Origin of the sequence: Pseudoalteromonas sp. NZS71 (assembly GCF_015864715.1) — a bacterium.
GTDB classification, from domain to species: domain Bacteria; phylum Pseudomonadota; class Gammaproteobacteria; order Enterobacterales; family Alteromonadaceae; genus Pseudoalteromonas; species Pseudoalteromonas arctica.
In genome coordinates this window covers 180,968-193,373 of sequence record NZ_JADYWS010000002.1, presented here as the reverse complement: position 1 = coordinate 193,373, position 12,406 = coordinate 180,968, and the positions used below count along the sequence as shown (strand labels likewise).

Annotated in this window: 12 protein-coding genes; 3 read left to right on the top strand and 9 right to left on the bottom strand. The window is 40.1% G+C overall.

Going from position 1 to position 12,406, the window contains the following annotated elements; genetic code table 11:
* Nucleotides 1-8: 8 nt before the first annotated feature.
* From fliH to I6E85_RS01940, 6 genes are all read right to left on the bottom strand, one after another.
* Nucleotides 9-815 carry a flagellar assembly protein FliH gene (gene fliH, locus I6E85_RS01965; RefSeq protein ID WP_024589950.1) on the bottom strand — a complete coding sequence of 269 codons (807 nt, stop codon included), beginning with the start codon at nucleotides 813-815 and terminating at the stop codon, nucleotides 9-11.
* A 3-nt stretch (nucleotides 816-818) separates the two neighbouring features.
* Nucleotides 819-1,859 carry a flagellar motor switch protein FliG gene (gene fliG / locus I6E85_RS01960; RefSeq protein WP_007581881.1) on the bottom strand — a complete coding sequence of 347 codons (1,041 nt, stop codon included), beginning with the start codon at nucleotides 1,857-1,859 and terminating at the stop codon, nucleotides 819-821.
* A complete protein-coding gene (gene fliF / locus I6E85_RS01955; protein ID WP_007581880.1) occupies nucleotides 1,852-3,567 on the bottom strand; it encodes a flagellar basal-body MS-ring/collar protein FliF in 1,716 nt (571 codons plus the stop codon). Before fliF ends, fliG begins: the two co-directional genes overlap by 8 nt.
* Before the next feature lie 20 nt (nucleotides 3,568-3,587).
* Nucleotides 3,588-3,920, bottom strand: a complete 333-nt coding sequence (gene fliE / locus I6E85_RS01950; protein WP_008168784.1) for a flagellar hook-basal body complex protein FliE — start codon at nucleotides 3,918-3,920, stop codon at nucleotides 3,588-3,590.
* Between the two features lie 156 nt (nucleotides 3,921-4,076).
* Nucleotides 4,077-5,543: a sigma-54 dependent transcriptional regulator gene (locus I6E85_RS01945; RefSeq protein WP_169044482.1), complete on the bottom strand. Its 1,467-nt coding sequence runs from the start codon at nucleotides 5,541-5,543 to the stop codon at nucleotides 4,077-4,079.
* Complete coding sequence (locus tag I6E85_RS01940) at nucleotides 5,540-6,652, bottom strand: PAS domain-containing sensor histidine kinase (RefSeq protein ID WP_007581877.1); 1,113 nt, start codon at nucleotides 6,650-6,652, stop codon at nucleotides 5,540-5,542. The genes I6E85_RS01945 and I6E85_RS01940 overlap by 4 nt, the downstream gene beginning before the upstream one ends.
* 132 nt (nucleotides 6,653-6,784) lie before the next feature.
* Here I6E85_RS01940 and I6E85_RS01935 point away from each other — a divergent pair, with 132 nt between their 5' ends.
* Nucleotides 6,785-7,381: a DNA-3-methyladenine glycosylase I gene (locus I6E85_RS01935; RefSeq protein WP_197236509.1), complete on the top strand. Its 597-nt coding sequence runs from the start codon at nucleotides 6,785-6,787 to the stop codon at nucleotides 7,379-7,381.
* A gap of 304 nt (nucleotides 7,382-7,685) precedes the next feature.
* Here the strand turns inward: I6E85_RS01935 and I6E85_RS01930 are convergent, their stop codons facing one another.
* The gene (locus tag I6E85_RS01930) at nucleotides 7,686-9,122 is read right to left on the bottom strand and encodes a sigma-54-dependent Fis family transcriptional regulator (RefSeq protein WP_197236508.1); all 1,437 of its coding nucleotides are present in this window, start codon (nucleotides 9,120-9,122) and stop codon (nucleotides 7,686-7,688) included.
* Nucleotides 9,123-9,517: 395 nt separating this feature from the next.
* Between I6E85_RS01930 and fliS the strand changes: the two genes are divergently transcribed.
* Complete coding sequence (fliS, locus tag I6E85_RS01925; protein WP_121953973.1) at nucleotides 9,518-9,919, top strand: flagellar export chaperone FliS; 402 nt, start codon at nucleotides 9,518-9,520, stop codon at nucleotides 9,917-9,919.
* An 8-nt stretch (nucleotides 9,920-9,927) separates the two neighbouring features.
* The gene (locus I6E85_RS01920) at nucleotides 9,928-10,242 is read left to right on the top strand and encodes a hypothetical protein (protein ID WP_197174034.1); all 315 of its coding nucleotides are present in this window, start codon (nucleotides 9,928-9,930) and stop codon (nucleotides 10,240-10,242) included.
* A gap of 95 nt (nucleotides 10,243-10,337) precedes the next feature.
* On the opposite strand, the gene fliD is transcribed toward I6E85_RS01920, so the two are convergent.
* Both fliD and I6E85_RS01910 read right to left on the bottom strand, forming a co-directional pair.
* Complete coding sequence (fliD, locus tag I6E85_RS01915; RefSeq protein ID WP_197236507.1) at nucleotides 10,338-11,771, bottom strand: flagellar filament capping protein FliD; 1,434 nt, start codon at nucleotides 11,769-11,771, stop codon at nucleotides 10,338-10,340.
* Nucleotides 11,772-11,832: 61 nt separating this feature from the next.
* Nucleotides 11,833-12,255 (bottom strand): flagellar protein FlaG, encoded by a 423-nt coding sequence (locus I6E85_RS01910; RefSeq protein ID WP_197236506.1) that lies wholly within the window; start codon nucleotides 12,253-12,255, stop codon nucleotides 11,833-11,835.
* Between the last annotated feature and the right edge of the window lie 151 nt (nucleotides 12,256-12,406).

The following is a 12,406-nucleotide window of genomic DNA, read 5'->3' as shown; positions in this document are numbered from 1 at the left end:
TAAAATAGTTAGATACCACTATTATGCAAAAAACTATCCAACGTTTCTTTGACACGTGTTTTAAGGGTCATGTCGAGTGACGATTGCGCTGTTTTAACTTCACAGCCACCGCGCTCAAGAGTGGGCTCTGCCATTAATTGCCAGTTATTATCAATAATGGTTTGTTCGCCGTAGCTCTCTTTTATGAGTTCTAAGTCTTCGGGGTTTAAATGGATTCGTACTTTTTCTTGCTCCGCATTAAGTGAATCAATACTTTGCTTTAACGTATGTAAAATTACATCAGGCGATGTTTTTACTTCTTGATAAATAACAGCTTCAGCTAACATGCTAGCAAGTTGTACTAATTGCTTTTCAGCTTGTTCGTCCACTTTATCTAGCGGTGCAGTTAGCCCCTCTAAAATGGCTTTTAAACTTGTTAACTGCTCTTCAATTAATGGTTTTACATCTTCAAGGCCTTGTGTTTTACCTTGTTCTAAGCCTTCTTTGTAGCCTGCTTCTTTACCTTCGCCAACACCTTTTTCAAAGCCGTCTATGTAGCCTTGCTCATGACCTTGTTTAAGGCCTTCTTCGTACGCGTCTTGTCTAATGCGTTCAAGCTCAACCATCGTAAGCGCAGGGAGTTCTGGTTCTTGTGGTTCATCAATAGGCATTTCTTCGGCTAATTCTTTTTTGTACAACTCACTAAGCGGTGTGCCGTAAGCCGTAGAGCGATTGCCAAAGCTGCTCTCATCTGGTGCTACATCTGGAATAGCCCAGTTTTTTAATAATTCATCTGCTTCATCAGCCCGAAGTGTGCGTCCTTTGAGTTTGCTCATGGTTTACAAGAACTCCTCGCCACCGCCGCCGCCCAGCTGAATTTCACCTGAGTCAGATAAACGACGCGCTGTTGATAAAATCTCTTTTTGCGCCGCCTCTACTTCGCTTATACGTACCGGTGCCATAGCTTCTAAATCATCAGCAAGCATTTCGGCTGCACGTTTAGACATATTGCCCAGTATTTTGTCTTTAAGCGCATCGTCGGTGCCCTTAATTGCTTTCATTAATACGTCTTGTTGTACTTCTCGTAGGATTGCTTGAATACCACGGTCTTCAACATCCATTAAGTTTTCAAACACAAACATTAAGTCTTGAATTTGCTGCGACATCTCTTCGTCATGTTCACGAATAGAGTCCATTAACTGCCCTTCTACATTGGTATCTAGGTAGTTCATAATATCTGCAGCAGCTTTTAAGCCCCCCATTTTAGCGGCTTGTGCACCTGCTTGGCCGGCAAATTGTTTTTCCATGATTTCGTTTAGCTCTTGCAGTGCTGCTGGCTGAACTTCTTCAAGGTTTGCAATACGCATGGTTAAATCTAAGCGCACTTTTTCAGGGAACTGAGCAATAATCTCAGCAGACTGCTCGGGCTCTAAGTACGATAATACAATGGTTTGAATTTGTGGATGCTCATTACGAATAATGTTTGCTACCTGCTTAGAGTCCATCCATTTTAATGAATCCAAGCCTTTAGCGCCTGAGCCCATAACAATTTGGTCAATAAGGCTAGCGGCTTTATCTTCACCAAGTGCTGCTGTAAGCGCTTTTTTAATAAAGTCTTCTGACTGAAAACCAATGGTACTAAAGCTTTGAATTTGTTCTATAAACAAGTTGTGTACAGCGCTAATCTTAGCCTGTGATAAGTCCTGTAACCCAGCCATCGCCATACCCACTTTTTGCACCTGTTTAGGTTCTAAGTGTTTAAGGATTTGCGCGGCATCTTCTTCTGATAAACTCAAAAGTAATATAGCGGCTTTATCTACCCCATCTAGCTTATCAACATCAAAGGCTGGCGGGAGTTGTTTTTGTTCTTGATCAGTCATCTTCTGTTAACCACGCTTTGACTACTTGTGATGATAGTTCTGGTTCGTTAGCTACAAGGGCACGAATTGCTTTGAGTAAATCTTCGTCGCCATGTAAATCCGGTAACTGCAGTGTACCATCACTTGAGAAACCAACCGAAGCAGAATCAAAGTCTTTATTTAGCATATCAAGCGTGTTGTCGCCAATATCTACGCCTGAACTTAATGCATCTTCGTCGTATTCTTCTAGTGTATCGTCTGGGTAAATTAAGCGTTTAAGCATTGGTTTTACTACTGCCATTATCAATACAATGATAACTAAGGCGCCTAATACAAGGCGGGCTATTTTCATAAACCAGTCTTGTTCCCACAGTGGCACTTCTATTGCTAAATTTGTTTCTTCACGTACAAACGGCACTGTTACGACTTCAAGTGCATCACCACGTTGCATATCAAAACCTACACCACCTTGCAGTAAGCGACGAATATTTGACAATGCCTCTACCGAACGTGGAGTCATGGTTGTTTCGCCGTTTTCTCCCACTTTAGCAATGTAGTCAACAGCAACTGATACGCTTATTCTACGTATTACACCACTTTGCTGGCGCTTATGAGAAATTGTAGTGTCGAGTTCATAATTACGCGTGGCTTCTTTGTGGCTGCGTGTTGGTGATGTAGCTGTGCCTGCACCACCTTGCCCTGCAACCTCAGGAATGTTCGAATTTAACGGTGGCTGGTTTGTAAGCGCACCTGGAATACCAACAGCTAGGCCGCCAATGTTATTTTCTTCAAATGTGGTTTCGCTTCTAACCGCTGGTAGGTCTGGGTTATAACGCTTTTGAGTTTCCTCAATCGAGCTAAAGTCCATGCTCAAATCAACTTGGGCTGTATAGTTTGCAAGCCCTACAACCGGTATTAAAATACTGTCTATTTTTTCAAGGTACTCTTGTTCGCGCTTACGTTCTAAGTCGTATTCTTTACGAGAGCGTGCTGCTAATGAGCTTTGCGAACCTGAATTTAGTAATCGACCATTTTGATCGGTAACAGTAACTCGCATAGGCTCTAAACCCTGTACTGCCGAGGCAATCATATCAACAACAGAATCTACTTCTTCACGGTCAAGTGAGCGCCCACGTTTAAGTGTTAATACAACGGTAGCTGATGGTTTTTTCTCTCTGCGGGCAAATACGTTTTCTTTAGGAATAGCTAACAATACTTTAGCGCGAGTAATGTTGTTAAGTTCTTCAATGGTGCGTGCTAACTGCTGTTCTCGACCATGTTTTAGGCGTTCGCGCTCTAAGCGTTGGCTTACACCAAAGCCCATATCTTGCATAATTATATCAGAGCCCGACGCTGGCCCTTGCTCTAACCCTTCGCGGGTCATTAACAATTTAATATTTTGGTATTCGCTTTCATCAACCGATACAACATTGCCATCGAGTTGATATTCAATTTGTTGCGCATCTAAAAAGTCTAGGGTTTGAATCAGCTCTTCAGTTTGCATTTTGCCCAATGGGCGCATATCTGGCTGACGAGCCCAAATAATAATGAAAATCGCGATAGCTAAACAAATAGCCAATGCTATAACCAATGTTACTTGGCGCAATACATCAACACCATTTAAAGCACTTAAGTAGCCTGACTTTTGTTCTTGTTGATCATCACCACCACTTTGGTCAATACCGCCACCAGCAAGTGCTAGGTCTGTAGATTGGTTAGATTGCGCCACAATAATTCTCCACTACCTAATTAAACAGGCATGTTCATGATTTCTTTATAAGCTTCAACAAGTTTATTACGAACCTGTACTGTAGCCTCAAAAGCAACTGACGATTTTTGAGAAGCAATCATCGCCTCAGCAAGCGATACACTTCGATCACCCATTTCAACCGCTTTTACTTTTTGACCTGCATCTTGCTGTAAACCGTGCACTGTATTTAGTGCATCACTTAGCATGTCGCCAAACTGGGAAGTAGAAGTAGGCTGAACTTGAGTCGGCAATTTATTTATTTGATTATTACGGCCGGCTTCTAAAGCCATTGATTGCATTTCTTGAAATACAGCACTGTTTTGAATTTTCATAATTTATCTCTGACACGCAGTGAACTCTTACAAGTAATAAAGCACAAAGCATGCCAAATAATTAATCATTAAAATACAATAGGTTAACTTTGATTTGTGTTAGTCAGAGTTTTGACAACCCTAAGTTCGTAGCGCAAACTTAGGGTTTATAGGAGGTTATGCAGGAAGTGAAATACCTAAATCGCGCATTTGCGCTAGTTTATAACGTAAAGTTCGTGGGCTTATGCCCAACGTTTCGGCAACGTCTTTACGCTTGCCTTGGCAACGTGCAAGGGTTTCTAAAATAATGCGATGCTCTTTGTCTTTAAGCTCATCTTTATAGCTACCGGTATCCGCCGCAAGTAAACCTTGTTTGGGCTCATCCTCGGCATGCGATTTTTCATCATAATATGCAGAGCTTAGTGTGCTTTTGTCAACGCCTTTATCTGCGTGAGCTAATTCTGTTGGCGATACTGTTTGCGCTGGTGCCAATGATGGCTCCATAACAAAGTTATTAGATACTAAGTTTTCGATAAAAATAGCATGCTCGTTTATTGTGTTACCCGTGCGCAATATAAGTGCACGCTGTATAACGTTATCAAGCTCGCGCACATTACCAGGCCACGCGTGAGCCAGTAACTTTTGCTCGGCAGCTTTATCTAAATACGCCATAGGCTCTTTGCTTTTACTTATATGGCGCTCAATTAAATGCTTAGCCAATACAATAATATCGCCAGGGCGTTGGCACAATGGACGCCACATTAGTGGAAAAACATTAAGCCTATAATATAAATCTTCTCTAAACTGATTTTCAGACACAGCTTCTTTTAAATCACGATTACTGGTTGCCAAAATACGTACATCGAGCTGAATTGTTTTACGACCCCCTAAACGCTCAACTTCACGCTCTTGCAGTACGCGTAACAGCTTAGCTTGTAGCCCTAAGTCCATCTCAGTAATTTCATCAAGTAAAATAGTGCCGCCCTGTGCTTGCTCAAACTTACCCGGACATGCTTGAATCGCGCCCGTAAAAGCCCCTTTTTCGTAACCAAATAAAGTGGCTTCGAGCATGTTTTCAGGAATAGCCGCGCAGTTAATCGCTACAAAAGGCTCATTACAACGACTCGACTTATCATGAATATAACGAGCGAGTACTTCCTTACCTGAACCACTTGGGCCAAGTACCATTACACTTGCATCAGAGCGTGCTACTTTACTCGCAAGCTCCAATAATTGAATACTAGTTGGGTCGGCAACAATAGGTCCGTCGGTTTCTTTTGCTTTTTCAGGCAAATAACGGCTCACCATATTTAACAGCACTTCAGGTGCAAATGGTTTAGCCATGTAGTCAATTGCACCTAGGCGCATGGCTTCTACCGCATCGTCAATTGTGGCGTACGCCGTCATCATCAATACAGGTAAATCAGGGTGGTTTAATTTAATACTGCGTAGTAAATCAAGTCCACTCATTGCGCCCATTTGCACGTCGCTTACAACAAGCGAAAATTGATCTTTTTTAAGCAGTAACATTGCTTGCTCAGCACTGTTAGCTGCAACACATTCAATACCCGACATTTCAAGGGTATCTATTAAGGCTTCACGAAGCCCTGCGTCATCTTCGACAACTAAAATAGTGTTACTCATAATGACCCCTCTAATTTAGATGTTGCCTTAATAGGCAGTAACAAACTAAAGCAGGCACCACCCTGCGTATTATTGGTCACATCAACACGACCTTGGTGCGCACTAGCCACCGAACTCACTACAGCAAGCCCTAAACCTGTGCCCTGACTTTTTGTAGTAAAAAATGGTTCAAAAATTTTATCGCTTTGGCTTAAATCAACACCTGGGCCATTGTCGCTCACACTAATACGAACCATATCTAAATCTTTTAAATCTCTTTGTGCGCTAATTTTTACTTTTGCACCGCCGCCAATAACTTGAATACTATTGTGCACAAGATTTTGAATAGCACTGGCCAATGCCGTTTTATTACCGACTATTTGTATATCTGGCTCTGGTAAGCTTACATCCAGCTCACTTTCATTAAGTGCGACCATCGCATCAGCGCCCGCTTTAACTTCTGTTAAAAGCTGCTGCATTGAAACTTGCTCAACAACTTGCTGATCGCCACTTTTAGCAAATAACAGCATGTCGTTTACTTGAGTTTCTAAATCTTTTAAACGCGACATTAACTTTGTTTGAAAGTTATCGCGAGATGCTTCGGGTAAGCGCTTTGATCCTAAATTAGCGGCGTAAAGCATAGCGGCTGAGAGCGGTGTACGGACTTGATGCGCCAGTGACGCAACCATTTTACCCAGCGCGCTTAATCGCTGCATATGTGCAACACGTTTTTGTAAACGGCGAGTTTCGGTTAAATCCGTCATTAAAATAAGTTGCCCAGGCTCTGGTGCTAAAGCGGTAATATCAAGCTTTATTAGGCGCCCGTCTTTTAAAGACACTTCGTGGCCATCATCTTGATGCGGCCTAAAAGAGCGCTGAATAACATTAAACCAGCGTTCGCCTTCAAGTGGCTCGCCAAGCATATCAATCGCTATTTGATTCGCTTTTGCAATCAACCCTTTGCCATCAAGTACAACCACGCCTGCTGGCATGGTATCAACCAAATGCGAAAGCCAACTTGCTTGCTTGCGCAGATCGCTTAATTCACCAATGTACTCCTCTTGAAGTAAACATGGGTTATACTGATTTGCAGAAAAAAACTGTGGTTTAAGCACGCTAGCAAGGGCCATAATCAAATCTCGAATTGATGTAGATATATGTCTAAATGCACGATTTATACCAAAATTTATTTACATACTTATCATTAAGTTACATCAATAATTTGAGCGACATAAAAATGACGCACACAAAAAGGAATAATAATGAGTGAGCAAATAAAGTGCCGTTGCCCGTGGCTCGACACCACTAAACCCGACTACGTTATTTACCATGATGAAGAATGGGGCGTGCCTCTTTATGATGATACAAAGCTGTTTGAATTTATCACGCTAGAATCAGCGCAAGCCGGCTTAAGCTGGTACACAATTTTAAAAAAGCGCAGCGGTTATAAAAAAGCATTTGCTAATTTTGATGTAAAAAAGGTAGCCCAATTCACACAAGATGACGTTGAGAGACTAATGCTTGATGAGGGGATTGTGCGCAATCGCTTAAAAATTTCGGCAACTGTTAACAACGCAAAGCGCTTTATAGAAATCCAAAAAGAATTTGGAAGTTTTAGTAACTACCAATGGCAGTTTGTGGGTAATAAGCCGATTATAAGTAATTTAAATAACGCTGAGGACTACCCAGCAATTACAGAGGGATCAACCGCATTTGCTAAAGACTTAAAAAAACGGGGTTTTAAGTTTTTAGGCCCTACAACGGTTTACGCTCATATGCAGGCCTGCGGTATGGTTAACGATCACAGTAATGATTGTTTTAGAAAAGAAGAAGTTATTGAGGCTTTTAGTAGTAAGTGATTAAAAGCCATAAAAGTAATTTGTTCACAAAGAGGTTAAGAGACGCTGTGCTTTAGAGAAGTAACGCGTAGGTTGACTATGGCTTCTCATTTACCCTCGTTTTTTCTCTTTGTGAAATAACGTTTTAATTAAATGATTAAAAGCTACGCTTTTCACGCGAGCAAGCTCAGCGTCTACCGCCAAGGTTTAAGTTTGTGTTTATCTTGTAGACGCGAAGCTTGCTTGCGTGACGGGCAAAGCCCGTAAAGTGATTGATCACAAATGAATAATAAATAACGAAAAGTATTTCACCATTTTCGTATTTCTAATCTCTTGAAAGATTATACTTTTTCATTTTCTCAACGAGTGTTGTTCTGCGAACCCCTAATATCTCTGCAGCGCGAGCTACAACGTAATCATAGCGCTCTAACGCTTGGGTAATTAAGCTTATTTCAAGTTCGGCTAAATAATCTTTAAGTTCAATACCATCATCAGGTAATAGCCCACTACCCGTTTGGCTAAACTCAGCGTCTGGCTCACTTTCGTAATCACTAAAGCCTGTGCTAAATATATCGTTAAAGGCGTCTTTTTCCATTAACTCTTCAGGGTATTCTGGCTCGTAGGCTTCAACTTCAATGTAACGATATTTGTTAGGTAAATCAGGAATATCGACCACTTTGTCAGGGAACATAATAACCATACGCTCCACCAAATTAGCAAGCTCACGAATATTACCAGGCCAAGCATGTTCTTTTAAGCTCTCAACTGCGCGCTCTGTAAACTTAGCGGTAGAACCAGTCTGGTCGTTAACACGGCGCATTAACTCTTTTAAAAGCAGCGGTATATCATCAGCACGTTCACTCAGCGATGGGTTTTCGATAGGGAATACATTTAAACGGTAATATAAATCTTCCCTAAAACTACCCTCTTCAATCATTGTTTCAAGATTACGATGCGTGGCCGCAATAACGCGTACATCAGCTTGGATTGCCTTTGTACCACCAACACGTTCGTAGCTGCGTTCTTGCAATACTCGCAGCAACTTAACTTGCATTTGCAGTGGCATATCGCCTATTTCATCTAAAAATAGCGTCCCACCTTGAGCGAGTTCAAACCGTCCTTTACGAGCCGATATAGCACCAGTAAACGCGCCTTTTTCGTGGCCAAATAGTTCACTTTCGAGCAGCTCCGCTGGAATAGCACCACAGTTAACAGGCACAAACGGTCCATTAATACGCTTTGAAAGCAAGTGTACATTACGGGCAACCACTTCTTTACCTGTGCCTGATTCGCCTAAAATTAAAACATTGGCGTCGGTTTTTGCCACTTGTTCAATTAAAAAGCGAACATCTTTTACGGCCTCTGTTTCACCAACAAGTCCGTCAAAAGTTTTATGTGGTTTAGTATGCTTATGCTCATTTGGCAACATGCGCTGATACTGTTGGCAATCGTGAAGTAACTGCGTTGTCACTTCGTGATTAAATGGCTCGCAAATAAGCCCCACCACATTAGCTATACTTAATAGTGGTTTTAGCGTTTCGCCAATTAATAAAAACGGTAATGTTGGATAGCGTTTAATTAAGCTTTCGTGGTCAAGTGATTGCAACGCTCCTAAAATAATCATGCATTCTTGCTGCTGATATTTTTTGCATTCTTGTTCAAAGCAGTCTTCGCTTAATAGTTGAGCAGCTTCACCAATAAAGCCAAGTGAAGCATTTAATCCTATTGCGCGGTTGTTATTATTATCTAAAATCAAGATCATATTTAGCGAGCCGTACTTTCACTAATTTGTATAATTAGTTAAATTGTAAGCCAGTTCAGCATGGATGCAAGTGATAGCGGCAGTTTTTTGACATAAACGCCAAAAAACAGACGGGCTAGTTAAGTCAATCATACTTAATAGTTAATCATTAAGTATGGGTTATAGTTTTAACTTAGTTATTACTTAGCCATTACTTAACTATTACCTAACTATAACTTAGCCCTAAAAATTAATTTACTCGGCAATAAAAATGCTATTGTTAGTAAATAAACTCAATTATAAATTTAAGTTGAAGTTACAAATGCCGATACATAAATAAGTGAAAATGCTTGGCATTAATATTGCTTTGTATTAGCTTTCACATAATTTTATTGTTTTAAATTTTAGGATTTTCCATGGCTCACATCTCAGTAAAAAAATACGGTCAAGTTCGTGCTAGTAGTATTGCCGAAATGACTCCTTACGAACAAATAAACCTTATATTTAGTAATATTATCGGCCGTTTAGCAGCTACAAAAGGGTTTATTGAGCGCAAAGAAATAGCTAAAAAAGGTGAGAACATTTCAGCTTGCATTTTATTGCTTGGTGCTCTGCAAGATGCACTTAATTTAGAAGTAGAGCAAGACCCTAGTATTTCTAACAATTTATTGGCACTTTACGATTACTGCCAACGCCGTTTAACTCAAGCTAACTTACACAACGATATTGAAGCAATTACTGAAGTATCAAGTATTGTTAAAGAAATTAAAGAAGGTTGGAATAACATTCCGCTAGATCAACGCAGCCCTGCGGTTTAATTTAAATTATGGACTCGCCAACATCTTCGCAGCAATTAACAAGCCATGCAGAGCAAATACAAACACTGCTTAGTAACATTGAAGTATTAGTAAATGATAATAATGCAGATGAAGCTCCGCCTTTTTTAGATACTTTAAACACTAAACTAAAACAATGGTGCGAAAACAGTGAAGGCCCAAGCGCAGAGCAATTAGAATTAATTCAGCTTCGTATAAATACTATTTTAGTTAAAGCAAATAGCGCTAAAAACGAGTCATCTAAAGCCATTATTAAACAAAAAAAATCTGGCAAGGCAATTAAGGCATATAGAGCAGCCAAATAAAATTCACCTCAAGCAGTAAACATAAAAAAACCGTTATAAATAACGGTTTTTTTATGTTTTTGGTTTAGCTATTAAAACTATATGCTATTTATATATTAAGAGTTATCTCGTACAACCCCAGGCATATTTTCCAGCTGAGCTTGAACATATGTACTGGTGTTATTAAGGCTTGCCACTAATAAATCCATCGCATTATATTGAGCATACAACCTTGACGATAGCGACTCCATTTTACTGGCAAGACTCAAGCGCTGGTCATCTAAATCGTCTAGTTGGTTTGTTTTGCTGTCTATACGGTTTTGAATAATACCGTCGGAATCGGTGTAAAAGCTTAATTTTTCGTCAAACGATTGTGCGAAGCCATCATCATCGTCACCTACAAAAAACTGCTGCACTAAATCTACATCGCTTGCTATTTTTTCATTGAGTGTTTCTGTATTTAGCGTTAAAACACCGTAGCGGTCTGTTTCTACACCTAACTGCGAAAGCGATAGTGAGTTGCCATCACCCAAATCAACTGATTCAGTGATTTCACTACGAAGCTTTGACATAACGCCACGAAGTAGTGAATCACCAGCCATAACGCCTGCGCCAGCTTCACTTGACGCACCCAAGTTATTGCTGAGCTCTAACAGTTCGTTATAACTTGTAATAAAGTTATTTAAACCTGTTTTAATATTATTATTATTTTCGGTAATTGATATGTCGCTTATGTCATCATCGGTATCATGCGGTTTTTTAGCTGTTATATCCACGCCATCAATCACGTTACTAAATTCATTAGTGTTGCTTGATACAGTTAACGTGCCATCAATCGTTATTTGTGCATTTTGAGCAGCATTAACTTGCGTTAGGTTAGTTGTATGATTAGCTGGGTCTGCGTCTGATACATCATAAGCTAATCGAGATAGGCCACCTGTATCAGTATTATTACCGTCATCGTCTTGTACGGTTATTGTAATTGCGTTATCTTCGCCAGTTTCTTTACTTGTAAGTACTAAATGCTGACCAGTATCACTAGTTATTATAGTGGCGACAACCGAATCATTACTATCGCTGCCAGTAAAAGGGCCATTGTTAATCTGGTCGCGTAAATCTTCTAATGTATTTGTAGCCGATAAAACAGTAGAGAAGCTATTTGCACCAGAACCGATTGTAATTACGCCAGCTCCAATTGCCTCATCAGCGGCAAATGCGGGGGAAGATAATTTATGAGCTTGTGCTAATGCATCTACTTTTATATTGTAACTACCAGGCTGAGCGTCTTTATCCGAACTAATTGATATAAAATCATCATTACCCGATGCAGTTCGTTTTTGATAGTTATCACTATCACCCAGTGCTTCCATTGATGTTTGTACTTTTTCAAGCGCAGACTTTAATGCACCAACAGCTGAAATATCCGTTGTTAATTTACCTTCTGTAGTATTTAAACGAGCTTCAGCAGGGGCTTGTTCAGCATTAACTAGTGCATCAACAATATCTGCTACCGCTAACCCTGAGCCTAAACCATTAAACGTAATAGACATACCTTACCCCTTTAAACACTCAAAAATAAACTAACTCAATATTAGTAATGCAAACTACCGATTAAACTGTTTGGTCAATTAAAATACCTGCCGATTCAGACAATTTAGAAACCAAACTTAATACTTCTTCAGAAGGATACTGCTTGATAACTTCGCCGCTGTCTTTATCGAGTACTTTAATTACATCACGACCTGAATCTTCATCAACCTTAAATTGCAAACTACGGTTCATTTCGCCCATAAAGTCCTGCAATTGTTGCGCCATTTGTTCTAGTTGTTCACGCTCTAACGGCTGAGCAGTAACTTTTTGATTATTTTTTTCGTATTGGTTTTGCTGTAATCGTTGTTGATTTTGTGTATCAGCTTGCTTTACATCGTCAACAGCGCGTTCAGTTAGCGAACTAGCTGCTTGGCCAGCTACTTTATCTTCACCCGCTAGCGGGGTTGGTAATGTAACTTCTGCATTGGAATTAATGGTATTCATAACAGATTCCTATTTATTGGTTAATTAAACAATAGCTCAATTAAAACCCTTAAACCACAAAAGGAGGTAGCTAAAGCCACCTCCTTTATTGTAAAACTAATACTGACTTTATGTACTAGCTAGCTAAACATTAAGCTATTACTTTAACTTA

What these genes read in the sequence shown, in the direction of transcription:
- fliH (WP_024589950.1), bottom strand. Translation starts at nt 815, where the DNA reads ATGAGCAAACTCAAAGGACGCACACTTCGGGCTGATGAAGCAGATGAA.
- fliG (WP_007581881.1), bottom strand. Translation starts at nt 1,859, where the DNA reads ATGACTGATCAAGAACAAAAACAACTCCCGCCAGCCTTTGATGTTGAT.
- fliE (WP_008168784.1), bottom strand. Translation starts at nt 3,920, where the DNA reads ATGAAAATTCAAAACAGTGCTGTATTTCAAGAAATGCAATCAATGGCT.
- I6E85_RS01945 (WP_169044482.1), bottom strand. Translation starts at nt 5,543, where the DNA reads ATGAGTAACACTATTTTAGTTGTCGAAGATGACGCAGGGCTTCGTGAA.
- I6E85_RS01940 (WP_007581877.1), bottom strand. Translation starts at nt 6,652, where the DNA reads ATGGCCCTTGCTAGCGTGCTTAAACCACAGTTTTTTTCTGCAAATCAG.
- I6E85_RS01935 (WP_197236509.1), top strand. Translation starts at nt 6,785, where the DNA reads ATGAGTGAGCAAATAAAGTGCCGTTGCCCGTGGCTCGACACCACTAAA.
- I6E85_RS01930 (WP_197236508.1), bottom strand. Translation starts at nt 9,122, where the DNA reads ATGATCTTGATTTTAGATAATAATAACAACCGCGCAATAGGATTAAAT.
- fliS (WP_121953973.1), top strand. Translation starts at nt 9,518, where the DNA reads ATGGCTCACATCTCAGTAAAAAAATACGGTCAAGTTCGTGCTAGTAGT.
- I6E85_RS01920 (WP_197174034.1), top strand. Translation starts at nt 9,928, where the DNA reads ATGGACTCGCCAACATCTTCGCAGCAATTAACAAGCCATGCAGAGCAA.
- fliD (WP_197236507.1), bottom strand. Translation starts at nt 11,771, where the DNA reads ATGTCTATTACGTTTAATGGTTTAGGCTCAGGGTTAGCGGTAGCAGAT.
- I6E85_RS01910 (WP_197236506.1), bottom strand. Translation starts at nt 12,255, where the DNA reads ATGAATACCATTAATTCCAATGCAGAAGTTACATTACCAACCCCGCTA.